Source organism: Sinomonas sp. B1-1 (assembly GCF_050474465.1).
Lineage (GTDB): Bacteria > Actinomycetota > Actinomycetes > Actinomycetales > Micrococcaceae > Sinomonas > Sinomonas flava.
In genome coordinates this window covers 121,485-145,175 of the sequence record NZ_JBCHVF010000003.1, presented here as the reverse complement: position 1 = coordinate 145,175, position 23,691 = coordinate 121,485, and the positions used below count along the sequence as shown (strand labels likewise).

At 72.8% G+C, this 23,691-nt stretch carries 22 protein-coding genes and 2 tRNA genes; 3 read left to right on the top strand and 21 right to left on the bottom strand.

Annotated features, from left to right (window positions below; all coding sequences use genetic code 11):
• Window positions 1-124: 124 nt before the first annotated feature.
• From ACQ5BE_RS07665 to ACQ5BE_RS07615, 11 genes are all read right to left on the bottom strand, one after another.
• Complete coding sequence (locus ACQ5BE_RS07665; RefSeq protein WP_430296424.1) at window positions 125-928, bottom strand: hypothetical protein; 804 nt, start codon at window positions 926-928, stop codon at window positions 125-127.
• Window positions 929-1,352: 424 nt separating this feature from the next.
• Window positions 1,353-2,471: a winged helix DNA-binding domain-containing protein gene (locus ACQ5BE_RS07660; RefSeq protein ID WP_430296423.1), complete on the bottom strand. Its 1,119-nt coding sequence runs from the start codon at window positions 2,469-2,471 to the stop codon at window positions 1,353-1,355.
• Window positions 2,472-2,615: 144 nt separating this feature from the next.
• Window positions 2,616-3,830: an acetyl-CoA C-acetyltransferase gene (locus ACQ5BE_RS07655; protein ID WP_430296422.1), complete on the bottom strand. Its 1,215-nt coding sequence runs from the start codon at window positions 3,828-3,830 to the stop codon at window positions 2,616-2,618.
• Window positions 3,827-5,458, bottom strand: a complete 1,632-nt coding sequence (locus ACQ5BE_RS07650) for an AMP-binding protein (RefSeq protein WP_430296421.1) — start codon at window positions 5,456-5,458, stop codon at window positions 3,827-3,829. Before ACQ5BE_RS07650 ends, ACQ5BE_RS07655 begins: the two co-directional genes overlap by 4 nt.
• 17 nt (window positions 5,459-5,475) lie before the next feature.
• The gene (locus tag ACQ5BE_RS07645; protein WP_430296419.1) at window positions 5,476-6,666 is read right to left on the bottom strand and encodes an acyl-CoA dehydrogenase family protein; all 1,191 of its coding nucleotides are present in this window, start codon (window positions 6,664-6,666) and stop codon (window positions 5,476-5,478) included.
• 31 nt (window positions 6,667-6,697) lie between these two features.
• The gene (locus ACQ5BE_RS07640) at window positions 6,698-7,837 is read right to left on the bottom strand and encodes a 3-hydroxyacyl-CoA dehydrogenase NAD-binding domain-containing protein (RefSeq protein WP_430296417.1); all 1,140 of its coding nucleotides are present in this window, start codon (window positions 7,835-7,837) and stop codon (window positions 6,698-6,700) included.
• A 49-nt stretch (window positions 7,838-7,886) separates the two neighbouring features.
• Entirely contained in the window at window positions 7,887-8,636 is a 750-nt protein-coding gene (locus ACQ5BE_RS07635) for a TetR/AcrR family transcriptional regulator (RefSeq protein ID WP_430296415.1), read from the bottom strand.
• 16 nt (window positions 8,637-8,652) lie between these two features.
• Window positions 8,653-9,717 carry a UDP-N-acetylmuramate dehydrogenase gene (locus tag ACQ5BE_RS07630; protein WP_430296413.1) on the bottom strand — a complete coding sequence of 355 codons (1,065 nt, stop codon included), beginning with the start codon at window positions 9,715-9,717 and terminating at the stop codon, window positions 8,653-8,655.
• 114 nt (window positions 9,718-9,831) lie between these two features.
• The gene (locus tag ACQ5BE_RS07625; RefSeq protein WP_430296411.1) at window positions 9,832-11,121 is read right to left on the bottom strand and encodes an MFS transporter; all 1,290 of its coding nucleotides are present in this window, start codon (window positions 11,119-11,121) and stop codon (window positions 9,832-9,834) included.
• A 10-nt stretch (window positions 11,122-11,131) separates the two neighbouring features.
• On the bottom strand, window positions 11,132-11,566 hold the full coding sequence (locus tag ACQ5BE_RS07620) for a MaoC family dehydratase (RefSeq protein WP_208713063.1): 435 nt from the start codon (window positions 11,564-11,566) through the stop codon (window positions 11,132-11,134).
• Between the two features lie 35 nt (window positions 11,567-11,601).
• On the bottom strand, window positions 11,602-12,063 hold the full coding sequence (locus ACQ5BE_RS07615) for an FAS1-like dehydratase domain-containing protein (protein WP_413248433.1): 462 nt from the start codon (window positions 12,061-12,063) through the stop codon (window positions 11,602-11,604).
• Window positions 12,064-12,139: 76 nt separating this feature from the next.
• Here ACQ5BE_RS07615 and ACQ5BE_RS07610 point away from each other — a divergent pair, with 76 nt between their 5' ends.
• The gene (locus ACQ5BE_RS07610; protein WP_430296409.1) at window positions 12,140-12,538 is read left to right on the top strand and encodes an ArsR/SmtB family transcription factor; all 399 of its coding nucleotides are present in this window, start codon (window positions 12,140-12,142) and stop codon (window positions 12,536-12,538) included.
• A gap of 35 nt (window positions 12,539-12,573) precedes the next feature.
• The gene (locus ACQ5BE_RS07605; RefSeq protein ID WP_430296617.1) at window positions 12,574-14,262 is read left to right on the top strand and encodes a SulP family inorganic anion transporter; all 1,689 of its coding nucleotides are present in this window, start codon (window positions 12,574-12,576) and stop codon (window positions 14,260-14,262) included.
• 76 nt (window positions 14,263-14,338) lie between these two features.
• Here ACQ5BE_RS07605 and ACQ5BE_RS07600 read toward each other — a convergent pair whose 3' ends face one another.
• The 5 genes from ACQ5BE_RS07600 to ACQ5BE_RS07580 form a co-directional block, all read right to left on the bottom strand.
• Window positions 14,339-14,563, bottom strand: a complete 225-nt coding sequence (locus ACQ5BE_RS07600; RefSeq protein WP_255405293.1) for a DUF4337 domain-containing protein — start codon at window positions 14,561-14,563, stop codon at window positions 14,339-14,341.
• A 17-nt stretch (window positions 14,564-14,580) separates the two neighbouring features.
• Entirely contained in the window at window positions 14,581-15,453 is an 873-nt protein-coding gene (locus ACQ5BE_RS07595) for an HpcH/HpaI aldolase/citrate lyase family protein (RefSeq protein ID WP_208710051.1), read from the bottom strand.
• Window positions 15,454-15,522: 69 nt separating this feature from the next.
• Entirely contained in the window at window positions 15,523-15,690 is a 168-nt protein-coding gene (locus tag ACQ5BE_RS07590) for a hypothetical protein (protein ID WP_413248436.1), read from the bottom strand.
• A 126-nt stretch (window positions 15,691-15,816) separates the two neighbouring features.
• Complete coding sequence (locus tag ACQ5BE_RS07585) at window positions 15,817-16,257, bottom strand: pyridoxamine 5'-phosphate oxidase family protein (protein WP_413248437.1); 441 nt, start codon at window positions 16,255-16,257, stop codon at window positions 15,817-15,819.
• Between the two features lie 77 nt (window positions 16,258-16,334).
• Entirely contained in the window at window positions 16,335-18,035 is a 1,701-nt protein-coding gene (locus ACQ5BE_RS07580) for a glycoside hydrolase family 13 protein (RefSeq protein WP_430296407.1), read from the bottom strand.
• Window positions 18,036-18,140: 105 nt separating this feature from the next.
• On the opposite strand from ACQ5BE_RS07580, the gene ACQ5BE_RS07575 reads away from it, so the two are divergent.
• Window positions 18,141-19,334, top strand: a complete 1,194-nt coding sequence (locus ACQ5BE_RS07575) for an ROK family protein (RefSeq protein ID WP_430296406.1) — start codon at window positions 18,141-18,143, stop codon at window positions 19,332-19,334.
• 33 nt (window positions 19,335-19,367) lie between these two features.
• Here ACQ5BE_RS07575 and ACQ5BE_RS07570 read toward each other — a convergent pair whose 3' ends face one another.
• The 5 genes from ACQ5BE_RS07570 to ACQ5BE_RS07550 all read right to left on the bottom strand — a co-directional run bounded on the left by ACQ5BE_RS07570 (window position 19,368) and on the right by ACQ5BE_RS07550 (window position 23,417).
• Complete coding sequence (locus tag ACQ5BE_RS07570) at window positions 19,368-20,351, bottom strand: aldo/keto reductase (RefSeq protein ID WP_430296404.1); 984 nt, start codon at window positions 20,349-20,351, stop codon at window positions 19,368-19,370.
• Between the two features lie 74 nt (window positions 20,352-20,425).
• Window positions 20,426-20,499: transfer RNA gene (locus ACQ5BE_RS07565), tRNA-Met, on the bottom strand.
• Window positions 20,500-20,503: 4 nt separating this feature from the next.
• Window positions 20,504-20,575 (bottom strand) — tRNA-Thr (locus ACQ5BE_RS07560).
• Between the two features lie 81 nt (window positions 20,576-20,656).
• Window positions 20,657-21,154, bottom strand: coding sequence for a LysM peptidoglycan-binding domain-containing protein (locus tag ACQ5BE_RS07555; RefSeq protein ID WP_430296403.1), 498 nt, complete (start codon window positions 21,152-21,154; stop codon window positions 20,657-20,659).
• A gap of 175 nt (window positions 21,155-21,329) precedes the next feature.
• Window positions 21,330-23,417 (bottom strand): DEAD/DEAH box helicase, encoded by a 2,088-nt coding sequence (locus ACQ5BE_RS07550; RefSeq protein WP_430296402.1) that lies wholly within the window; start codon window positions 23,415-23,417, stop codon window positions 21,330-21,332.
• Window positions 23,418-23,691: the final 274 nt, after the last annotated feature.

Below are 23,691 nucleotides of genomic sequence, written 5' to 3'. Positions count from 1 at the left end.
GCCGGTTTCAGAGGGGCCGGCCCGGATGAACCCGCCAAGCGGCACGATCGGCCCTCGGCCGCATGAACGGTGCTGGCCAGCACCGATCGTGCGGCCGTGGGCCGATCGTGCATGCCGCAGCACCTCAGCCGGCAAGCTTTGCAGCCCGACTGAAGGCGGCGCGGACCTTGGCCGCGATCACGTCCGGGGTTACAAGATCGGCCCAGCGGATACGGATGATCACCCAGCCGGCCGCTGTGAGCGCATTCTCTCGCCTCCGTTCGGCCAAGAGCACCTCGGCCGTGGGGCGGTAGGCGAAGTACTTGCTCTCGCCGTCGAACTCGAGGATGACTCTGAGCTCCGGCCACGCGAAATCAGCTCGGTAGAGGCCCTCCTCCGTCATCACCTCGAACTGCAGTTCGGGTGCAGGCAGGCCCGCCGCGGCCAGGGCCAGTCGCGTACGCGTCTCCCCCGGCGATTCCGCACGCACGTCGAGCGCCGCGAGCAGTCGCTCCACCCTTCGCGATCCCCTCACAACCTCGGACCTGTCGGCGGCGGCCGCGATTCCCTCGACTGAAGCACCCAGCCGCAGTGCGTGGTCCCCTACGATCGTCGCGCGCTCGAAGTCGAGGATGCGTGCGCAGTCGGCCACCGTCCGGTCGATTGACGTCAGCCGGATCAGCCGTCCCCCGCGCAGCAGTTCCACAAGATCCCGCTCGCCGACCGGCTGTCGGTGGGCCGCGACGTCGGGGCTATGGCTGCGGGCTGATGAGGCGTAGGGCACGGTGAGGTGGATCCGCGTGCCCGCGTCCCACACCGAGCATCCCAGAAGACGAGCAGCTGTCGTGTGACTGTAGGTGGCGGGTGTGGCCCGTGCAGCGGCGTGGGCGTCGATCCGGTACAGGTCCTTCTCCCACGGCTTGGCCCCGTTCCATACAGCGGCCAGCACGTACGCGCCCCGACGGATGCGAAGCACGCGACGGGCGCGCACAGCCTCCGTCAGAGCGCGGTCCGTGATCCCCGCAGCCGCCAGGACATCTGTCGTCGCCACAACGGAGGACGGCCATCTGGCTTCGATCAGGGCGCGTCGTGCTTCTGGCTGCATACCTGCAGTCTTCCGGAGCCCGTAGTGGCGGGGCGACCGCAGGGATCACCTGTGGAAAACCCTGTCGGTCCCCTGCACGGGATTTTCGGCCACCGTCCCTGCGATCGGCCCTCGGCCGCATGATCGGCGCCGGGCAGCACCGATCATGCGGCCGAGCACCGATCATGCGGCCGAGCACCGATCATGCGGCGCCAGAGAAGCGGGTCACGGCAGCACCTGACGACCGGCTGCGGCTCTGGGCCCACTCACGGCCGGGCGGGCCCGCGCCCTAGCCCGCCCAGAAGGCCTCGATGCGCGCCACGGCCCTGGCCGCGCCCGCTGACGCCGCAGGCCCGAGGGGCTCGAAGATCTCGAGCTCGACCCGGGGCGCCGACACGCGGCCGCCCTTGGTCCATGTCCCGACCGCCCGCCCTCCGACCGCGACCATCGCCTTGAAGACGCCGTTGGTGCCGGGGATGATCCGCTGCAGGTAGTCGTCGGGTATGGCCACGGACCGGTCCGGGTATCCGATCGCGAGCTCGTCGAAGGCCGGCAGCGCGACCACGGCGCGCGACCCAGCCCGCGAGTCCGCGAGCGCCGCCACCTCCGGCGCGCACCAGAGCGTCCGCCCATCCAGGGCCACGGTCTCGAACCTCGCGGCGGCCGCGGCGAAGGGGCCGCGCACGGCCCCGAGCGGCTGGCCGAGCCACCACGCGAAGTCCCGCTCGTCGACCGGCCCGTGGGAGGCGATGTACCGCGCTGCGAGGTGCTCGAGGGCGTCGTCCCCGGCGAGGCCGGGCCCCGGCGGCAGCCACTCGTCGGCGAGGCGGAACTCCTGCTGCCTCCCGCGCAGGGGGCCCTGCACGAGGACGAGGCGATGGCTGAGGATCGAGACGAGGTGGATGCCGCGCTGGGACGCGGTGGGCTGCCCCGCGGCCTCGAAGACGTCGAACAGCTCGGCACGGGTCATGCCCCGGCCCGGGAGCCGCTCCTCGGCAGCCTTGCGGACCACTGCGACGTCCTCCTCGCTGATCCCGAGCTCGCGGTGGCGGGCCGAGGCGAGCCGCATGACCCTCTCGGCGGCGAGGGCCAGGAAGGTCCGGACGTCCTCTGCCGCCACGGTGAACAGGGTGCCGCACATGGTCCACGTGCGCACGACAGCACCGCTCGCCAGAGCGCCGGCCACCCCGGACGCCGTGCCCGCCCTCGTGCGGAGCCCGACGGCGAGGAGTCCGGACTGGAGGTCCTGGCTCTGCAGGGCGGCCATCCGGCGCACGGCCGCGGCCGGGTCGGCGGCCAGTCCCAGCCGCTCCCCCACCGAGGCGACCGGGAGCAGGCCCTGCGCCGCGAGCCTGAGGCGCGCGAGCGTCGTCGTGCGTATCCTCCGCGGAGCACTTGAAGAGCCCATGGACCCATGATCCCCCGGGATGGGGACAGCCCGCGTCCTCACCCCGGTCTGGGGGTCACGTTCTGGGGGTCACGTGAGGTGACCTCCAGAACGTGACCTCCAGAACGTGACCCCCAGGAGGTGACCCCCAGAGGGAAGGCGGGGTCAGCGCTCCAGGAGGAGGGCGTCGCCCTGCCCGCCGCCCCCGCACAGGGCGACGGCGGCCCGGCCGGACCCGCGGCGCAGCAGTTCGTGCACGGCCGTCACGACGACGCGCGCGCCGGAGGCCCCGATCGGGTGGCCGATCGCGATCGCCCCGCCGTGGACGTTCACGCGGTCCATCGGCACGCCGAGCAGGGCCGCGGAATGCGCGGCGACGGAGGCGAACGCCTCGTTCACCTCCACGAGGTCCAGATCGTCCGCCGACCAGCCCTCGCGTGCGAGCGCCGCGGAGATGGCCTTCGCCGGCTTGTCCGGGAGCGTGGTGTCCGGCCCTGCGATCTGCCCGTGAGCGCGCACGACGGCGAGCACCTCCAGCCCGCGCCGCTCGGCCTCGGCGCGGGTCGTCAGCACGACGGCCGAGGCGCCGTCGGAGATGGGCGAGGCGTTGCCCGCGGTCACGGTCCCGTCCGCCGAGAACGCGGGCCGGAGCCGGGCGAGGGTATCGGGGGTGGAATCGGGGCGGATGCCCTCGTCCTGGGCCACCTCGACCACGGCTCCCCGGCGCTGCGGGACCTTGACCCGCACGATCTCCTCGGCCCACACCCCGGCGGCCTCCGCGGCGCCCGCGCGCACGTGCGAGGCCGCCGCGACGGCGTCGGCCTCCTCCCGCGTGAGCCCGAGCGCCGCGTTGGCCCGGTCGGTCGCCAGCCCCATCGCCTCGTGGTCGAAGGCGTCGGTGAGTCCGTCGTGGGCGGTGGCGTCGATGAGCTCCATGGATCCGTACGCGGAGCCGGAACGGGTCCCGGTCACGAGGCGCGGGGCCTGGCTCATGGACTCCTGCCCGCCGGCCACCACCACGGACGCCTCGCCGAGTCGCAGCATGCGCGCCGCCTCGATCACGGCGGAGAGCCCGGAGAGGCAGACCTTGTTCACGGTGGCCGCGGGCGTCGTCAGCGGGATCCCGGCGGCGACGGCGGACTGCCGGGCGGGGTTCTGGCCCGCCCCGCCCTGCAGCACCTGGCCCATCACGACGGCGTCGACGTCCTCGGGCGCAACCTTCGCCCGCCCGAGCGCCCCCGCGATCGCGGCGCCGCCGAGCTCGACGGCGCTCAGCGCGGCGAGCTGGCCGAGCAGCTTGCCCTGCGGGGTGCGGGCGGCGCCGACGATGACGACATCCTGAGAGGACGTGCTCGGGCGCGCGGTCTGGGTCTCGGTCATCGTGCTCCTTCCACTGCGGCGAGGGCGCGCAGCTCGTGCTTGAGGGTCTTGCCCGTGGAGGTCTTGGGCAGCTGGTCGGTGAAATGGATCTCGCGCGGCACCTTGAATCCCGCGAGGAGCCCGCGCACGTGGCCGGAGAGGACCTCGGCCGTGAGCTCCGAGCCCCTGCCGCGCACCACGAACGCGACGGGCCGCTCGCCCCACCGCTCGTCCGGCACGCCGATCACGGCGACGGCGAGCACGTCGGGGTGGGAGACGATGGCCTGCTCGACCTCGATGGTGGAGATGTTCTCGCCGCCGGAGATGACGATGTCCTTCGCCCGGTCCTTGAGCTGGATGTACCCGTCGGGATGCATGACGCCGAGGTCGCCGGTGTGGAACCAGCCGCCTTCGAAGGCGCGCTCGGTGGCCTCGGGATCCCTGTAGTAGCCGAGCATGACGTTGTTGCCGCGCAGCACGATCTCGCCGAGCGTCTCGCCGTCAGCGGGCACGTCCCGCAGCTCGGGGCCGGTGCCGACCTCCACGACACGCGCCGTCTCGGCCTGGACCATGCCGACGCCCTGGCGGGACAGCTTCGCGGCACGCTCGTCGGCCGGCAGCGCGTCCCACGCGGACTGGTACTCGCACACGGTGTACGGCCCGTAGACCTCGGTGAGCCCGTACACGTGCACCACGGTCACGCCGAGGTCGCCGAGACGGCGGATGATGGTCGGCGACGGCGGCGCTCCCGCCGTGGTGATCCTGAGCGGCCGCTCGAGCCCGTGCGCCTGCTCCGCGTCCGCGATGATCGAGCACACGGTGGGCGCCCCGCACAGGTGGGTCACGCCGTCGTCGAGCGCGTCCCACACCGCCTCGGCGCGCACGGCGCGGAGGCACACGTGCGTGCCCGCCGCCGCGGTGACCGCCCAGGGCGTGCACCAGCCGTTGCAGTGGAACATCGGCAGGGTCCAGAGGTAGCGGGTGGCCCCGTCGAAGCCCTGGTGGTGGGCCTCGCCGAGGGCGTTGAGGTACGCGCCGCGGTGGGAGTAGAGCACGCCCTTGGGCTTGCCCGTGGTCCCGGAGGTGTAGTTGAGCGTGATGGGGGCCTGCTCGCCGTCGACTCCCCACGGCAAGTCCGGCCCGTCGGGCGCGGCGGCGAGCAGGTCCGCGTACAGCTCGCCCACGACGGCGTCCGCGGCCTCGGGCGCGACCCTCGCCAGTGCTCCGGCCTCGCTGTCGGGCACGACGACGACCGGCACCTCCGCCGCCGGCCCGCCCAGCTGGGCGACGCCGTCGACCGTGGCCAGCAGCTCCGTGTCGGCGAACAGCAGCGCGGCCTCGGAGTGCTCGAGGATGTACTTCACCTCGTGGGCGGCCAGGCGGGTGTTGAGGGCCACGAGCACCCCGCCGGCCAGCGGCACGGCGAAATGGGCGATGAGCAGCTCGGGGACGTTGGGGGCAAGGAACGCGACCCGGTCGCCGGGCTGGATCCGGGCGGCGAGGGCCTTCGCCAGGCGCTGGGCCTCGGCGCCGAACTCCGCGTAGGTGTGGCGGCGGGAGCCGTGCTCGATCGCGATCCTGTCGGGGAAGACCGCGGCGGAGCGCTCGAGGAAGCGCAGCGGGCTGAGCGCTGAGAAGTTGGCCTGCATTGCTGTTCCTCCCGGCCTCAGGCGAACGCGCCCACGCCGGTGACGTCGCGGCCGATCAGGAGGGCCTGGACGCTCTCGGTGCCCTCGTACGTGTGGATCGACTCGATGTCCATCATGTGGCGCACCACATGGTTCTCGAGGAGGATGCCGTTGCCGCCCAGGAGGTCGCGGGCCGTCGAGGCGATCGCACGGGCCTTGCGGGTGTTGTGGTACTTGGCCATGGACGCCTGGGTGGGCCGGAGCTCCCCGGCGGCGTCGAGGCGCGCGAGGTGGACGCAGTGCAGCTGCATGCTCGTGAGCTCGGCGAGCATCTGGGACAGCCTGTCCTGGACGAGCTGGAACTTCGCGAGCGGCTTGCCGAACTGGACGCGCTGGCCGGCGTAGTTCACCGCGGCCTCGTAGGCGGCGGTCGCGTGGCCGAGCGCGGACCAGGCCACGCCGAGACGGGTCGCAACGAGCACCTTGGAGGTGTCCTTGAACGTCCTCGCACCGGGCAGGACGCTGTCCTTCGGGATGCGGACGCCCTCGAGGCGGATGCGCGCCTGGTGGATCGCGCGGAGCGAGCCCTTGCCCTCGATCACCTCGGCCTCGTAGCCGGGGGTGTCCTGCTCGACGAGGAAGCCGCGGACGTCGCCCTCCTCGTCGCGGGCCCACACGACGGTCACGCCGCCGGAGGCGCCGTTGCCGATCCACTTCTTCTCCCCGTCGAGGACCCAGTGGTCGGCGTCGAGGCGCGCGGTGGTCTCGAGGGAGACCGAGTCCGAGCCGTGGTCCGGCTCCGTGAGCGCGAAGGAGCCGAGCTCCTCGCCGCGCGCGAGCGGGCCGAGCCAGCGCTCCCTCTGCTCCTCCGAGCCGTGGAACGCGATCGAGCGGAGGGCCAGGCCGCCCTGGACGGCGACGACCGTGCCGAGCGAGCCGTCGCCGCGGGAGATCTCCATGTTCACCAGGCCCGCCGCGAGGGGGCTCATGGGCTCCAGGCCGGGGACCTCGATGCCGTCGGCGAGCAGGTTGAGCTCGCCCATGCGCTTGACCAGGTGGAGGGGGTACTCGGCGCGGTCCCAGTACTCGTTCATCTGCGGCAGGGCCTCGTCGATGAAGGCGCGGGCACGCTCCCAGTGGGCGCGGTCCTCGGCGCTGACCGTGCCGAAGGCGGAGAACACGGAGTAGTAGTCGGTGTCGAGGGCTGCGGAGACGTCGTAGTCGGGCATGGCCTTCTCTTTCAGACGGTGGGTGGGGGGATCAGCGGGCCGGGAGCGGGACGAGGAGGCGGCTCAGCCCGCCGGCGGGGTAGTTGGCTCCGAGGACCATGCACCGGTCGATGTCCTCGGCAGACGCGACGACGCCCTCGGCGAGCATGATGCGGACCTCCTCGGCCATGGCCGCGCGGACGCGCTCGAGGACCCGGGCCTGGTCGACGGCAGCGGCGCCGGGCGCGGTCCCGACCGGCCGCGGCAGGAGGGCGGCCGCCTCAGGCGAGAGCGCGCCGTCGTCCGTGAGGAGCCGTCGCACGCCGGAGCCGGCAGCGGCGGCGAGCCACGGCGAGAGCGGGAACCGCTCGGGGTAGGCGGCGTGCATGGTGGCACAGATGTGCTGCTGGACGGCCGTGCCGATGTAGTCGATGAGCGTGAGCGGGGTCATCGGCAGGTTCCACGGGGCCAGTGCGCGGTCGACGGCGAGCGGGTCGCCGCCCGCTCCGGCCGCCGCCTCGAGCTCGGCCAGGGTCTCGGAGAAGAGCCGTGTGAGGAGGCGGTTGACGACGAAGCCTGGCGCGTCCGCCACCGGGACAGCGGTCTTGCCGAGCGCGGCGGCGAGGCCGGCGGCGGCCGACATCGAGTCCTCGGACGCGAACGGGGTGCGGACGAGCTCGAGCAGCGGCAGGACCGCGACGGGGTTGAAGAAGTGGAAGCCGACCACACGCTCGGGGTGGGCGAGCCCCTCGGCCATGGCTGCGACGGAGAGGGAAGAGGTGTTGGTCAGCAGGAGGGCGTGCGAGGCGACCGCGGCCTCCGCGGCGGCGAAGACGCTGCGCTTGACCGACAGCTCCTCGAAGACGGCCTCGATGACCGCGTCGCACCCGGCGAAGTCGGCCGGGTCCGTGGTGCCGGTGATCAGGGATGCGACCTCGGCGGCCTCTCCGGGCGCCAGGCGGCCCTTGGCCTCGGCGCGCTCGAGCCGGGCCCGGATGGCGCCCAGCGCGGCGTCGACGCGCTCGGCGGAGAGGTCGCTCATGGTCACCGGGACGCGGAGCTGCTGCGCGAAGAGCGTGGCGAGCTGGGCGGCCATCAGGCCAGCGCCGACGACGCCGACGGCGCGGAGCGGGCGCGGGCTGGGGGCGGATGCGCGGGGCGCGGGCGAGGGATCGACGACGGTGTGGGGCACGCCACCATGTAATCGTGAAACTGAGTGTCAGGTCAAGTGGAACGCAGTGTCAGGAGCGTCGCCGGAGCGTGTCCTCGATGGTCCGGGCAACGTCGGCCGGAGCGGCAGAGCGGGGGAACACGGCGACGACGATGTCGTCGCCAGGGCCGGCAGTTCCGCCGGCGGCACGCGTCCCGCCGGAGGCGACCGCGCCGGCGTCGCCCGCCGCCGCCCCGGCCGGTACGACCCCGAAGAGCCGGCGCACGGCGTCGAGCTCGGTGCGCAGCCGCGCCGCGCTGAAGCCGTCCTCACCGCGCATGAGCCCGCGCAGGCAGTAGTTCTGGGTCGCGATCACCGTCGCGGCGAAGCGCACCGCGTCCAAGGGGTCGACGCCGGGCACGGCGCGGCGGAGGTAGCGCTGGAAGAGCCGCTCGTACCGGAAGGTCGTGACGAGCTCCTTGTCGCGCAGGCCGGGCTCCCGGGTCACCACCTGGTAGCGCAGCTGCGCTAGGTCCCCGAGCGAGGCGAAGTGCGCGAACACGAGCTCGGCGGCGCGGCAGACCGCGTCCCACGGGTCGTCATGGGGTTCAGCGAGGAAGTCCTCGGCCTGGCCCAGGAGCGTGTCGTGGTCGGCGAAGACCACGTCCTCCTTGGAGCGGAACTGCCGGAAGAACGTGCTGCGCGAGAGGCCGGCGGCCGCAGCGATCTGGTCCGCGCTCGTCGTCTCATAGCCCTGCTCGGCGTACAGCCGGACGGCGGCGGCCGCGACGTCGAGGCGGTGGCGCGCCTGGCCCGCCACCGCGTCCGTCCCGCCGATCACCGCCGGGTCCCGCGGCTCACAGCTCCATCCCGATGAGCAGCGGCTCGTTGTGCAGCTCGATCCCGAAACGGGCCTTGACGCCGTCCCGCACTTCGCGGGCGAGCGCGAGGAGGTCCTTCGCCGTCGCGTCGCCGCGGTTGGTCAGCGCAAGGGTGTGCTTGGTGGACAGCGACGCGCGGCCGCCCGTGACGCTGTCCGGCTCGAGGCCGTAGCCCTTGGGGAAGCCGGCGCGCTCGATGAGCCATGCCGCCGACGTCTTCACCAGGCCCTCGCCCGCCGGGTAGCGTGGCGCACCCTCGGGCAGGGAGGCGGCGTCGGCCTCGGCCAGGATGGGGTTCGTGAAGAACGAGCCGGTCGAGTACGTGTCCCGGTCGGCGGGGTCCAGGACCATGCCCTTGGAGGCGCGCAGCCGAAGGACCTCGCGGCGCACATCGAGGGCGTGGGCGCGCTCGCCCTGCTCGACCCCGAGGCCGCGGGCGAGCTCTGCGTAGCGGATGGGGGCGCTCATGCGCCCGAGCGGGAGCTGGAAGTCGACACGGAGCACCACGTACCGGGGGGACCCGTTGACGGTCGTCTGCTTGAGGACCGAGTCGCGGTAGCCGAACCGCAGCTCCGAGGGGACGAACGTCTTCACGGCGCCGGCCCCCCGGTCCCAGGTCCGCACCTGCCAGATGGTCTGCGAGACATCCGCACCGTAGGCGCCGACGTTCTGCACGGGCGTCGCACCGGTCGAGCCCGGGATCCCCGAGAGCGCCTCGAGGCCGCTGAACGCGTGGTGGACGGCGTAGTCCACGACCTCGTCCCACGGGTGCCCGGCCTGCACGGAGAGCGAGGCTCCGCCGCACGCGTCCGCGGTGTCCACGGTGATGCCCTCGGAGGCGATCCTGAGCACGGTGCCGGGGTAGCCGTCGTCCGAGATGACGAGGTTGGATCCGCCCGCGATGATCAGGAGCGGCTCTCCGGCGGCATCTGCCTCGCGCACGGCTTCGATGATCTCGGCCTCGGAGCGCGCCTCCTCGAAGCGGGCGGCCGGGCCGCCCACGGCGGACGTTGTCAGGGAGGACAGCAGGGTCTGGCTCACCCGTCCAGCTTAGCCGCGCGCCTGTTGCGGGGTCCCTGCCACCTTGTTGCGGGGTCTCTGGCGCGCGCCAGGGACCCCGCAATGCGCCGCCAGGGACCCGGCAAGGGGGAGGAGTCAGGGCCGGATGCGCGCCACCGTGCGCTGGGCTGCCTGGCCGGCCAGGACGAGGCTGAGGACGACGAACAGCAGCACGGTCAGGAGCGAGTACCGCACGCCCGTGAACTCGGCCACGAAGCCCAGCAAGGGCGGCCCGCACAGGAACGCGCCGTAGCCGATGGTGGAGACGACCGAGACGCGGGCCGCGGCGTGGACGGGGTCGTCCGCGGCGGCGGACATGCCCACGGGGAAGCCGAGGGACGCTCCGAGGCCCCAGACCACGAGGCCCACGAACGCGAGCCACAGGGCCGGGGCGAGCACGAACAGCGCGAGGCCGAGGACGGCCAGCACCGCGCACGCGCGCAGCGACACGACGCGGCCGTGCCGGTTGAGCACGGGTGTGCCGAGGAAGCGGCCGGCGGCCATCGCCGCCACGAAGAACGAGTAGCCGGCGGCTCCGACAGCGTGCGAGACTCCGTAGCCGTCCGCGAGCGCGAGGGCGACCCAGTCCCCCGCCGCCCCCTCGGCCAGGGCCAGACCGAGCACCATGACGCCGAGCAGCACGGTGCGGCGGTCCTTCCAGGCCGCGGCGACCTGCGCGCGGCCCCCGGGTGGTGGCGCGGAGGCCGCGGCTTCAGCGGGGGCCCCGTCCGGCGAGCCGTCTGCGGCAGGCGAGGAAGCGGCGTCGTGCGCAGCGGAGGGCCGGGGCGCGGCATCGGCGCGGAGGAAGAACCCCGCTGTGACCACGGTGGCCGCGACCACCACGCCGGCGGTGCCGAGGTGCCATACGAGGGGCACGGCGGCGGCCGCCGCCCACGCGCCCACGACCGCGCCGGCGACCGTGCCGAGGCTGAAGGACCCGTGCAGCCGGGGCATGATGAACCGTTTCAGGGCCCGCTCGACGGCGGCGCCCTCGACGTTCGAGGCCGTGTTCCAGCTCGCGGTCCCGAGGCCGATCACGGCGAAGCCGATCGCGGCCGCCACCGGCGAGCGCAGCACGCTCGCCCCGAGGCCGAGCAGCGTCAGCCCCGCTCCGACGAGGGCGGCCCCGGCCTGGATGGTGCGCGCCGAGCCGAGGCGGATCACGATGAGGCCCGACGCCGAGACCGAGGCGAACGAGGCCAGCGTCATGCACAGCAGGAGCAGCCCGACGCCGCCGGGAGTGAGGACGAGGTCCTGGGCGAGCGCGGGGACCCGCGACACCCAGCTCGAGAACGCGATGCCGCTCGCCGCGTAGGCGGCCACGACGGCGAGGTGCCAGTGTCGGACCTCGGTGGGCACTGCCCGGACGGCGGGTGGCCGGAGCACGTGGGGCTGCTCAGGCGAGCCGGACGACGGCCTGGGCCTTGGTCAGGACCCGCTGCCCTCCCGCGGTGACGGTGAGGTCGATGCGGGCGGTGCGGGCCTCGGCGTCGAGCGCGCCGACGGTCCCGACGACCTCGAGGACGGCGCCGGGCTCGTCGGTGCCGGTGGTGTCCGCCACGGGGACCGGCTTGGTGAAGCGGGTCTGGTAGTCCACGACGCCGCCCGGATCCCCGGCCCAGTCGGTCACGAGCTGCACGGCGGCGCCCATGGTGAACATGCCGTGCGCGATCACGCCCGGGAGCTCGACCGAGGTGGCGAAGTCGTTGTTCCAGTGGATCGGGTTGAAGTCTCCCGACGCGCCCGCGTACTTCACGAGGTCGGCGCGGGTCACGGCGATCTCGCGGCGGCCGATCTCCATGCCCTTCTCGAGCTGGTCGAAGACGGGCATGACGGCGGCGGTCCCGGCGGCAGCGTTCTCGGCGCTCACTGGCCTTCTCCCCTCACGAGAATGGACGACACGGTGGTGGCCACCTTCTCCGCGGCACCCGCGGCGCCGTCGGCGGTGATCTCGGCGCGCGTCGTGATCATCGCGCCGCCGCCCATCGCGCGGACCTGGTCGACGTGGAGCTCCGCGGTGAGCCGGTCCCCCGCGACGATGGGCCGGTGGTGGGTGAAGCGCTGCTCGGCGTGGACCACCCGCGAGAAGTCGATCCCGGACTCCGGGTCGGCGATGAGCTGGGCGTCGGCCCGCTGCGCGACGATGATCGCGAAGGTCGGAGGCGCGACGAGGTCGGCGTGGCCGAGGGCGCGCGCGGCGTCGACCTCGTAGTGGGCGGGGTGCTCTGCCTTGACGGCGCGGGCGAACTCGCGGATCTTCTCGCGCGCGACGTCGTACGCCTCCGCGGGCGGGTAGACGCGACCGGCGAGGTCGGGGTTGATGGCCATGGGGAAAGCCTATCGGGTGGCCAGAAGTGCGGGCTGACGATATGATGGATTCATCAATCCGTCATCTGGAGGGTCCATGCTCACTGCCCGCGAGACGCCGCTGTACGAGATCAAGGCAAACCTGTTCAAGGGCCTCGCGCACCCGGCACGCATCCGCATCCTCGAGATCCTCGCGGACTCGCCCGGCCAGTCCTGCCCGGTCAGCGAACTCCTCGAGGGCACCGGGCTCGAAGCCTCCCACCTGTCCCAGCACCTCGCGACCCTCCGGCGGCACCGTGTCGTCACGAGCGTCCGCACGGCCAACACGGTGACCTACTCCCTCGCCCACCCCACGATCGCCGAGCTCCTCGCGATCGCCCGCACCTTCCTCCTCGACACCCTCGCCGACACGCGCGCCCAGCTCGAGGCCGCCTCCGCCCTGCCGGCGCTCGGCGCCGCCGCGTCCAGCACCGCGCACGACGGCGGTGCCCGGTGAGCGCCGTCGTCCCGCCGCCCGCACGGACCGGCGCCGTGGCCCGGGCCGCCGCAGGCGCCGCCGCCCTCCTCCCCCGCCGATCGGACTACGCGCAGCTGGGGCGGTCGTGGCGGCAGGACCTCGTCGCGGGCGTGACCGTGGGCATCGTCGCTCTGCCGCTCGCGCTGGCCTTCGGGGTGAGCTCGGGGGTCGGCGCCGAGGCGGGGATCGTGACCGCCATCGTCGCGGGGTTCGTCGCCGCCGTGTTCGGCGGGTCGCACGTGCAGGTCTCGGGCCCGACCGGGGCGATGGTCGTGGTCCTCGCCCCCATCGTGGCGACCCACGGCGTCGGGGCGGTCGCACTCCTGAGCCTCGCGGCCGGCGTCGTGCTCGTGGCGCTCGGCGCCTCGCGGCTCGGGCGGGCGGTCGCGTACATCCCCTGGCCGGTCGTGGAGGGGTTCACGCTCGGCATCGGCGTGATCATCTTCCTCCAGCAGGTCCCGCTCGCCGTGTCCTCGCACGTCGCGCCGGGTCAGAACACCGCCGTCGCCGCCGCAGAGGCGATCACGACGGCGCCGTGGCCCCGCGCGTGGGCGAGCGTCGGCGTCGTCGTGCTCGTCGCGGCGGTCATGCTCCTCGTGCCGCGCCTCCACCGGGCGCTCCCGGCGAGCCTCATCGCGATCCTGGTCGCCGCGGTCGCCGTCGCGCTGCTGGGCCTGGACGTCGAGCGCATCGGCGAGCTGCCGACGTCGCTCCCCGCCCCGTCGCTGCCCGGGCTCGGCCTCGGGGACCTGCCCGGGCTGGCGGGCCCGACCCTCGCCATCGCGGCGCTCGCGGCCATCGAGTCGCTGCTGTCGGCGCGCGTCGCCTCCGGGCTCGCGGGCCCCGACGGGCGCACGACCGGGACCTACAACCCGGACCGGGAGCTCGTGGGCCAGGGGCTCGCATCGATCGCCGCAGGGCTCTTCGGCGGCATGCCCGCCACCGGGGCGATCGCCCGCACCGCCGTCAACGTCCGCTCGGGCGCCCGGACCCGGCTTGCCGCCGTCGTGCACGCGTTCGTGCTGCTCGGGGTCGTGTACCTCGCGGCGCAGCTCGTGGGGCAGATCCCGCTCGCGGCGCTCGCGGGCGTGCTCATGGTCACGGCGGCGCGCATGGTCTCGGTGCGGACGGCCAGGAGCATCCTGGGATCGACCCGCCACGACGCGATCGCGTTCGTGCTGACGGCCGTCATCACCGTCTCGTTCGACCTCATTGTGGCCATCCAGATCGGCCTCGTCGCTGCCGCCCTGCTGACGCTGCGGCAGTTCGCGAAGCTCGGCACCGTGAGGCGCGAGCCCATCGCGGGGCCGGCGCACGACGGCGACGAGCACATCGCCGTCTTCCGTCTGGACGGCCTGATGTTCTTCGGCGCAGCCGACCGGATCCTGGAGGACGTCACGGGCCTGGCCGCGGCGCAGGGCGTCGAGGTGGTGGTGCTGAGGCTGTCCCAGCTGCGCTATCTGGACGCGACGGGGGCGCAGGCGCTCGTCGAAGTGATCCGCACGCTCGAGGCGCGCGGGATCACCGTCCTGCTCAAGGGGGTGCAGGAGCAGCACCTCGAGCTGGTCCGCAAGGTGGGGGTCATCGCGGAGCTGCGGCACCACCGGCACCTCTTCGACACGCTCGAGGACGCGGTCGAGCATGCCAGGAGCCACGTCCGCCGGGCTCGCACACCCCAGAGCCGTCTGGGGGTCACCTCCTGAGGGTCACGTGACGCGCCCACCCGCAGGAGGTGACCCTCAGGAGGTGACCCCCGGGAGGTGACCCCCAGAGGGCGGGTCAGCGCTGCATCCGGCGGCGGGCGTCACGGGCGCGGATCCCGAGCCCCACGAGGTGCGTGACGAGTCCGACGCCGATGATCGCCATCGAGGCGTAGAGGAGCCACATGATGTGGCCGAGGTTCGCGATGATGCTCAGGACGATGCCCACGCCGAGGAAGGCCATGCCCGAGAGCACGACCTTCCGGTACAGCGGGGACGCGGTCTCCCAGAAGCTGTTGAGCACGGTCTCTGCCGGCCCCGCTAGAGCGCCGGCCGGACGCCGAAGGCGGTGGCGAGCTTCATGATCTTCTCGGCGCGGCCGAGTCGCGGCAGGTCGGAGCCGTCGCGGATCACGCGGCCGTTGGCCTCGAAGTCGTGCATGAAGTCCGTGGCCCAGGCGACATCGCTCGGGGTCGGCGAGATGACCTCGTTGATGATCGTCGTCTGGTCGACGGCGAGGCAGAGCTTGCCGGTCATGCCCATCATGACGGTGATGGCGCTCTGCTCGCGCAGGATCGGGTGGTTGGTCCCGACGGTGGGACCGTCGATCGGGCCGGGCAGGTTGCCCACGCGGGAGGCGACCACGAGCTTGGCGCGCGGGTAGGCCATGGCCTCCTGGGTGGCGGCCATGCCGGTGTCGCGGCGGAAGTCGCCCGAGCCGAAGGCCAGGCGGAACGCGCCCTGAGCCTTCGCGATGTGGTTGGCCTCCTCGATGCCCACGGCGGACTCGACGAGCGGGATGACGGGGGTCTTGCCGTCCATCCGGTGGAAGCTCTCGGTCACCTGGTCCGCGGACTCGGTCTTGGCGAGCATGACGCCGAGCAGGCCCGGGTTCCCGCGGAGCCCTGCGAGGTCGTCGGCCCAGAAGGGGCTCGTCGCATCGTTGACGCGCACCCAGGCGCGGCCGCCGCCCGCAAGCCACTGCGAGACGTTCTCGCGCGCGGCGTCCTTCTGCGATGGGTCCACGGCATCCTCGATGTCCAGGATGATCGCGTCAGCGCGCGAGGCCGCGGATTCGTCGAAGAGCTCCGTCTTCATCGCGTTCACGAGAAGCCACGAGCGGGCGATCTCGGGGCTGATGATCCGACCCTCGCGGGCCTGGCGGGTCTGATCGGCGGCAGTGGTTGACGTCATGGATCAACGGTATCCCGCCGGGGCCCCGCTGGGCACATCGGTCCACCCTCGCCGGCCGCTCGGGCGGCCTCAGAAGGTGCCTAGCGCGTAGCGCGATGACCACCCTCCGCAGGTCTCCCACCACCGGATCCCGGCGGGCAGGCCCACCGCGGCCCGCCGGCCCTCGGGAAGCTTCCGCTCGTCGCCGGTCGTGGCCTCGGCAGGACGTGCCGCTCCAGAGGACTCCTCATCAGCCATCGTGACTCTCCTGACGTGCGTTCAGTCGAAGAATCGGGCTCCCCAGCCGGGCTCGACAGGTCCAGTCCACGCCGTCGGCGCTAGTTTGTCAAGCGAATTTACTAACTACTCACGAGTCGGGAACGGCTATTTCGCCAGGTACACCTGGCGGCCTGAGACCTGCTGCGGGACGAGCCGCACGAACAGGTCCCGGATCCCTCCCGCCCACGGCTCGTTCTCCATGTGGCCGTGGAGCCGCGTGAGCTCCTCGCTGTCCTCGACAACCTCCGCCTCACCGCTGATCAGGACGGACCACCCCGCCTGGACCGAGGGCTGGGTGGAGTCGGTCTGGATCGACACGCCGGCCTGGGGGAGGCTCTTCGCGATCGACCCCTCGCGGCTGGTCCGGAAGAAGATCGACCCGTGCAGGACGATGTAGCCGACCGGATAGACGGCCACGCGCCCTTCGTGCACGAAGCCGAAGCGGCCCACGCCGGAGGCGCCCAGGAGAGCCCAGCAGCGTTCCTCGGCGAGCTCGTGGTCCTCGTGGCGGGCACCGAGCCCGTAGCTCACGTTCAGATCAGACATGGCTCCTCCATTCCCCGCGCGGGCATTGCTGCCTTCAGACTTTCACGCGCCGCGCGGGGACGGAAGGGCAGCAGCGCCTATGACGTCACGCGGATCCAGACGGTGGTGTCGCCTGGGAGCTTGCCGCCGTCGAGCTCGGCGCTCGCAAGGAGCACCTCGCCCTCGGGCAGTGCGATCGGGGCCGGCCCGAAGTTGGTGATCACGCGCCAGCCGCCGGGACGCTCGAAGGCGAGCACGTCGTCGTCCTCCGTCTGGGCCCAGACGAGGCGCTCCTCGCCCTGGAGCTCGCGGCGCAGGCCCAGCGCCTTGCGGTAGAAGGCGAGGGTGGAGCCCGGGTCCGCCTCCTGGAGGCTCACGGCGTAGTCCTCGAACCACGCGGGCTGCGGCAGGTGCGCGCCGTCGCCGCCGAAGCCGTAGGAGGACCCCTCAGCGGGAGCAGCCTCCCAGGGCAGCGGCACGCGGCAGCCGTCGCGCCCCACCTCCACCCCGCGGTTGCGGAAGTACGTGGGGTCCTGCCGGTCCTTCTCGGGGATCCGCCCGACCTCCTGGAGGCCCAGCTCCTCGCCCTGGTACAGGTAGGCGGAGCCGGGCAGGGCGAGCATGAGCGCCGTGGCCGCCTTCGCCCGGCGGAGACCGAGCTGCGCGTCCACCTCGGCCGGGTCGCCGCCGTCGAGCAGCCAGTCCTTGCCGTCGGCGCCGTGGCCGGCGCGGCCGCTGCCCTTCGGCAGCCCGTAGCGGGTGGCGTGCCGCACCACGTCGTGGTTCGAGAAGACCCACGTCGAGGACGTTCCGGTGGCCGCGGCCTCGGCGAGGTTCTTGGCGATGATGGCCCGGTACTGCTCGGCATCGAAGTCGGCCTGGAGAAGGTCGAAGTTGAACGCCTGGCCGAGGCCCTCGGGGGACGCGTACCGGGCGCGCCGGTCGGCGTGCACCCATGCCTCGGCGACGGCGGTGCGCGGCGGGGTGTACTCGTTGAACACCTTGCGCCACTCGGCGTAGACCGAATGCACCTCGTCGCGGTCCCAGAGCGGGTGCTCGCCCAAGGAGAAGAGGTCCGCGCGGTGGATGGTCTCGAGGTCGTCATGGACCGCGTCCATGTCCTTCTTGAGGCCGTGGGCCACGTCCACGCGGAAGCCGTCGACGCCGCGGTCCGACCAGAAGCGCAGGGTCGTCAGGAAGTCCTCGTGGACCTCGGGGTTGTCCCAGTTGAGGTCCGGCTGCTCCTTGGCGAAGAGGTGGAAGTACCACTGGCCCGGCGTCCCGTCCGGCTCGGTCACGCGCTCCCACGCGGGGCCGCCGAAGATCGAGGTCCAGCCGTTCGGGGGAAGCTCGCCGTTCTCGCCGAGCCCGTCGCGGAAGATGTAGCGTTCGCGCGCTGCGGAGCCGCGGGGGGAGGCGAGGGCTTCCGCGAACCACTCGTGGCGGTCTGAGGTGTGGTTGGGGACGATGTCTGCAATGACCTTGATGCCGACGCCGTGGAGCGCGGCGACCATGGCGTCGAAGTCCTCGAGGGTGCCGAGGCGGGGGTCGACGTTGCGGTAGTCGTCCACGTCGTAGCCGCCGTCGGCGAGGGCCGAGGGGTAGAAGGGGCTCAGCCACACGGCGTCGACGCCCAAGCGGGCGAGGTAGTCCACGCGGGAGGTGATGCCGGCGATGTCGCCGATCCCGTCCGCGTTCGAGTCGGCGAAGCTGCGGGGGTACACCTGGTAGACGACGGCCTGGCGCCACCAGTCGGCGGCGGGGTTCGTGCGGTCGTGGTCGTGGGCGGTGGCGGGCACCGTGCCTCCTGTTCACAGGGGGTTGTTCCATGCGGGGGATTTATATTTAGACTCTAAATCAAAGCCGCAGTCCATTATTCGCGCGGCTGGGAAGGAGGTCAAGGCATGCGGACCGGCCCCGCCGCTGGACCCCATATCGTGCGCCTCGCGAACGCCGACGCCGTCCTGCGCCGCCTCCGCGGTGCCGGCGCGTCCGCGCTGACCGCGACCGAGCTCGTCGCCGCAACGGGTCTCACCAGGGCCACCGTGATCGCGGTCTGCGAGGATCTGGTCCAGCGCGGCTGGGCCACCGAGCTCGAGCCCGAGCGCTCGGGCCCCGCCCGCGGCCGGCCGCCGCGCACCTTCGCCTTCCGGTCCGACGCCGGGGTCGTGATCGGCCTCGACATGGGAGCCCACAAGGCCACCGCCCTCGTCGCCGACCTTCACGGCACGGCCCTCGGCTCGGCGACCGGGGCATTCCCCGACGGCGCTCGCGGCGAGGCGAGGATCGACGTCGTGAGCACCACGGCGGCGGCCGCGCTCGCGGCGGCGGGCACCGGCCCCGAGCGGGTCCTGGCCGTCGGCGCGGGCCTGCCCGCCCCCGTGGACCGCGAGGGGCGGATCGCCACCCCGCGTGGATTCTGGGAGCAGTTCGACGTGGGGCTGGCGGCGCGCCTGCGCGAGCGCCACGGCTGGGACGTCCTGCTCGAGAACGATGCGAACCTCGCCGCCCTCGCCGAGCACTGGAGGGGCGCGGCCCGCGGTGTCGACGACGCCGCCGTCCTGCTTGCCGGCGAGCGCCTCGGCGCGGGGCTGATCGAGTCGGGCAGGCTCCTGCGCGGCCGCAGCGGCGGCGCCGGCGAGCTCGCGTTCCTGAGCCTCGTCGACGGTGTCGCGGGGCCCCACGGCATCGCCCAGCTCGCACGCGAGTGGGGCGCGGAGGAGGCGGCGGTGAGCGGAGGGCTCGGCGGGCTCCCGGCGTCGGACGTCACGGCGGAGGCGGTCTTCGCAGCCGCGCACGACGGCGACCCGGCGGCCGTGCGCGTGCTGGCCCGCCTCGCGGAGCGCATGGCGCGCGTGGTCGCCGTGCTCTCGACGCTGCTCAACCCGGAGCTGGTGGTCCTCGGCGGCGCCGTCGCAGGGGCCTCGGCGGCCCTGCTGCCCGGCATCCGGGCCGAGCTGCCGTCCCTGACCGACACGCCCGCCCAAGTCGAGGTCTCCGAGCTCGGCGGAGACGCCGTGGCGCTCGGCGCGGTGCGGCGGGCCTTGGACCACGTCAACGAGCACGCCCTCGAGCTGGCGCTGCCCGGGCGTCCGTAGACCTGCGTCGCGGCAGGGTCGGCCCGGGTCGGGTCAGGGGACGCGCCGGCCCCGGGCTGCGCTGAAGAGGGCGTACCACTCGGGACGGCTCATCGACTGCGCGACGTCCTCCGCGCCTGCGCACGCGCGGATGCGCTCCGGCGTGGCCGAGCCGATGACGGGCGCGATCCGGGCGGGGTGGCGCATGAGCCAGCCCAGCACCACCGCCTCCGGCGTAGTGTCCCGCTCCTCGGCCATCCTCCGCACGAGGTCGGCGGTGGCGAGGTCCGCCCGGGCGCGGTCGTCGGCGGAGCCGCTGGGCGGCGTCGTGCGCCCGGTGAAGCGGCCGCCCGCGAGAGGCGACCACGCCTGCACCTCGGCGCCGGTCCGGGCGCAGTGCTCGAGCGTCCCGTGCGGGAAGCTGACGGCGGCTCCCTCGGGATGGTTGACGAGGATGCCGCTCTCGACGAAGTCCGGCCGGCCGAGGCTCAGCTCGAGCTGGTTGGCCGCGAGCGGCGCGGGCAGGTGGTCGGCGAGGGCCTGCATCTGGGCGGCGGAGAAGTTGGACACGCCGATCGCGCGGATCGTTCCCTCCTCGAGCAGGCGCACGACGGCGGCGCCCACCTCGGCGGGGTCGAGCAGCGGGTCGGGGCGGTGGAGGAGCAGCAGGTCGAGGTAGTCCGTCCTCAGGCGCGCGAGGATGCCCTCGACGCGGGAACGGATCGCGGCGGCGCTCAGGTCGTAGTAGGCGTCGAGGCCGTCCTCGCCGAGGCGGATTCCGACCTTGCTCTGGATCCACAGCTGCCCGCGGAGGCCGGCGCTGCGCGCGATGACCTCGCCGAAGACCGATTCCGAGGTGCCGCCCCGGTAGATGTCGGCGTGGTCGAAGCGGTCGATCCCGATGCTGCGGGCCGCTTCGATCGCGGCGGCCGCGTGGTCCACCTCGGACGGGCCGTAGTGCGACGAACCCCACGGGCCGCCCAGGCCCATGCAGCCGTAGACGAGGCGTGAGCGGGAGGCGGGTTCTCGCGCGGACATGGCGGCTCCTGGCTGGCTGCGTGATGGACCCGGGGTACGAGTAAGGGGCCCGTCTTCCGACGGACCCCTTGACGTAGCGGTGCCGGGACTCGATCCCGGGACCTCACGATTATGAGTCGTGCGCTCTAACCAGCTGAGCTACACCGCCACAGAGCCCCCCACGGGAATCGATCCCGTGACCTCCATCTTACCAAGATGGCGCTCTACCACTGAGCTAGGGGGGCAACAGACAGATACTTTACCGGAAGGGTGGCCGCGCGAACAAATCGGACCGGACCGCTGTCCGCGCCGCCCCTCCCCCGCCGTCAGGGCAGCCGGAGAACCTGCCCGGGGTGGATCAGGTCCGGGTCCGGCACGGTGTCCGCGTTGGCCGCGATGAGGGCTCCGAGGTCCACGCCGAACTGCTCCGCGATGCCCGAGAGCGTGTCCCCGGGCTCGACCACGACCTCGCGCGTGCCGGTCGGGACGGAGTCGGTCGGAACCGAGCCGGAAGGGGCAGCAGCAGGCTCGGGGGTAGCGGGCTCGGCGGCGGCGGTCTCGGGTACAACGGGCTCTGGGGCCTGGACCGGAGCCTCGGAGACACTCGGGTCCGCGGGGGATCCGGTGGTCGGGTCGGCCGGCGCCCCGACCGACTCCGGGGATTCGGTGTCGTTGCGATCGGTGTCGTTGCGATCGGTGTCGTTGCGATCCGTGTCGTTCCGGTCGGCGTCGTTCCGGTCGCGGTGAAGGGCGTCGTCGAGGTGGCCCTTGACGTCCTCGGCCGCGTTCTCGATGTTCTTGCGCACATCATCCAGGAAGCCCATGGGGAACCTTTCGTGTTGGGCCGGCCGGGAGCCGGCGTCGAAATGTCCCTGCCCCCTATCCGCAGCCGGAGGATTGAAACGCATCCCGTGGGGTTCCCCGGGAACCACGGAGCCCGCCCCCGGGAAATCCGGGGGCGGGCTCGCCAGTCACGCGTCTCTCAGGACAGCCTGGGCGTCACCACTTGCGGCCGTGGGCGCCGTCCTTCGCCTGGCGGGGCTTCCGCTCGCCGAAGCTGCGGCCGCCGAAGCCGCCACGGTCGCCACGGTCGGAGCGCCCGCCGAAGCCGCGGTCGTCGCGGCCGAACCCGCGCCCGCCACGGTCACCGCGGTCAGAACGGCCGGCGAAGCCGCCACGGTCGCCACGGTCGGAGCGCCCGCCGAAGCCGCGGTCGGACCGCTCGCCGTCGCGCTCGCGGTTGGGGCGGCGGCCGCTGTCCAGCTCGAGCTTGATGAGCTCCCCGCCGATCCGGGTCTTGGACAGCGCCCTCCACTGCTCGGAGCTGAGCTCGGCCGGCAGCTCGACCAGCGAGTGGTCGGCGCGGATGTCGATCCCGCCGATCTGGCTCGAGTGGAATCCGCCCTCATTCGCGAGGGCCCCGACGATCGAGCCGGGCATCACGCGCTGGCGGCGGCCGACGGCGATCCGGTAGGTCGCGTTCCCCTCGGTCACGCCGCGGGACGGGCCACGGGAGCCGAAGCCGTCCTTGTTCCGGTCGCGCTTCTGGAACTCGGGCGTCGCGGGCAGCTCCTTGACGAAGAACGGCTGGTCACCCTGGACCATCACGGCGAGCGCCGCGGCGATCTCCGCTGCCGGGACCTTGTGCTCCTCTTCGTAGGAGGCGATGAGGTCGCGGAACATGGCGACGTCCTCGGACTCGAGGGTCTCCGTGATCTGGTCCGCGAACTTGCTCATGCGCAGCGAGTTGACCGTCTCCGCGGTGGGCAGGTGCATCTGCTCGACAGCCTGGCGGGTGGCCTTCTCGATGGCGCGCAGGAGGTACTTCTCCCGCGGCGTCATGAACAGGATGGCGTCGCCCTTGCGGCCGGCGCGGCCCGTGCGGCCGATCCGGTGCACGTAGCTCTCGGTGTCGTGCGGGATGTCGTAGTTGACGACGTGGCTGATGCGCTCGACGTCCAGGCCGCGCGCGGCGACGTCGGTGGCGACCAGGATGTCGATCTTGCCCTCGCGCAGCGCCTCGACGGTGCGCTCGCGCTGGGCCTGGGCGATGTCGCCGTTGATGGCGGCGGCCTGGAAGCCGCGGGCCTTGAGCTTCTCGGCGAGGTCCTCGGTGGCCATCTTGGTGCGCACGAACGCGATGACCCCGTCGAAGTCCTCGACCTCGAGGATGCGGGTCAGGGCGTCGAGCTTGTGCGGGCCCATGACCTGGACGTAGCGCTGGCGGATGTTCTGCGCGGTCGCCGTCTTGGCCTTGACCGTGACCTCTTCCGGCTGGTTGAGGTACTGCTTGGACATCCGGCGGATCTGCGAGGGCATCGTGGCGGAGAACAGGGCGACCTGACGGCCGTCCGGGGTCTCCTGGAAGATCCGCTCGACGTCGTCGGCGAAGCCCATGCGGAGCATCTCGTCGGCCTCGTCGAGGACGAGGTACTGGAGCTGGGAGAGGTCCAGGGAGCCCTTCTCGATGTGGTCGATCACGCGGCCGGGGGTGCCGACGACGACCTGTGCCCCGCGGCGCAGGCCCGCGAGCTGGGGGCCGTAGGCGGAGCCGCCGTAGACGGGAAGGACCGTGAAGTCGTCGAGGTGCTTCGCGTAGGACGTGAACGCCTCCGCGACCTGGAGCGCGAGCTCGCGGGTCGGGGCGAGGACAAGCGCCTGCGTCTGGCGGGACGGGCCGTTGAGGTCGTGCAGCTCGGCAAGGCGCGAGAGGGCAGGGACCGCGAACGCGGCCGTCTTGCCGGTACCCGTCTGGGCGAGGCCGACGACATCGCGGCCCTCGAGCAGGAGCGGGATGGTGGCGGCCTGGATGGGCGAGGGCTTCTCGTAGCCGACCTCTGCGAGCGCCGCGAGCACGCGGCCGTCGATGCCGAGATCGGCGAAGCGGACAGTCTTCTCGTCGTCCTGCGCGGGCTTCTCAGCGGGCTGCTGCGTCTCGGCAGCCGGCTCGGTCTCGGCGGGCTGCTGCTGCTCGAGGGCCTCAGCGGCCTGGGGCGCCTCAACGGCCTCGGAGACCTCGGGGGCCTCGGAGACCTCGGGGGCCTGGGTTTCGTTGGTGGTATCGGGGGCGATGGCGGTTTCAGACATGCGTGTGTCCTCCGGGTCTGGCGAGCCGTGCCGGCTCTGCGGTCAGGGACGAAGCCCAGCACTGTCTCAATCCCGTGGCATGGCTTCTCGCTGCGTTCGGCGCCACATGCACCCGTACAGCGTTTCCTTCAGCCGGAGTGTCCCCTATGCGATTGCCCGCTCGGCGGGCCCCAACACGCGTACTGTCCTGCCTCAAGAATTGGGCAGGAAAAGGGAGTTCCGGAAAGTGGGGGATACATCCATCATACGGCACGCACGACGCCGCGCGGTCACC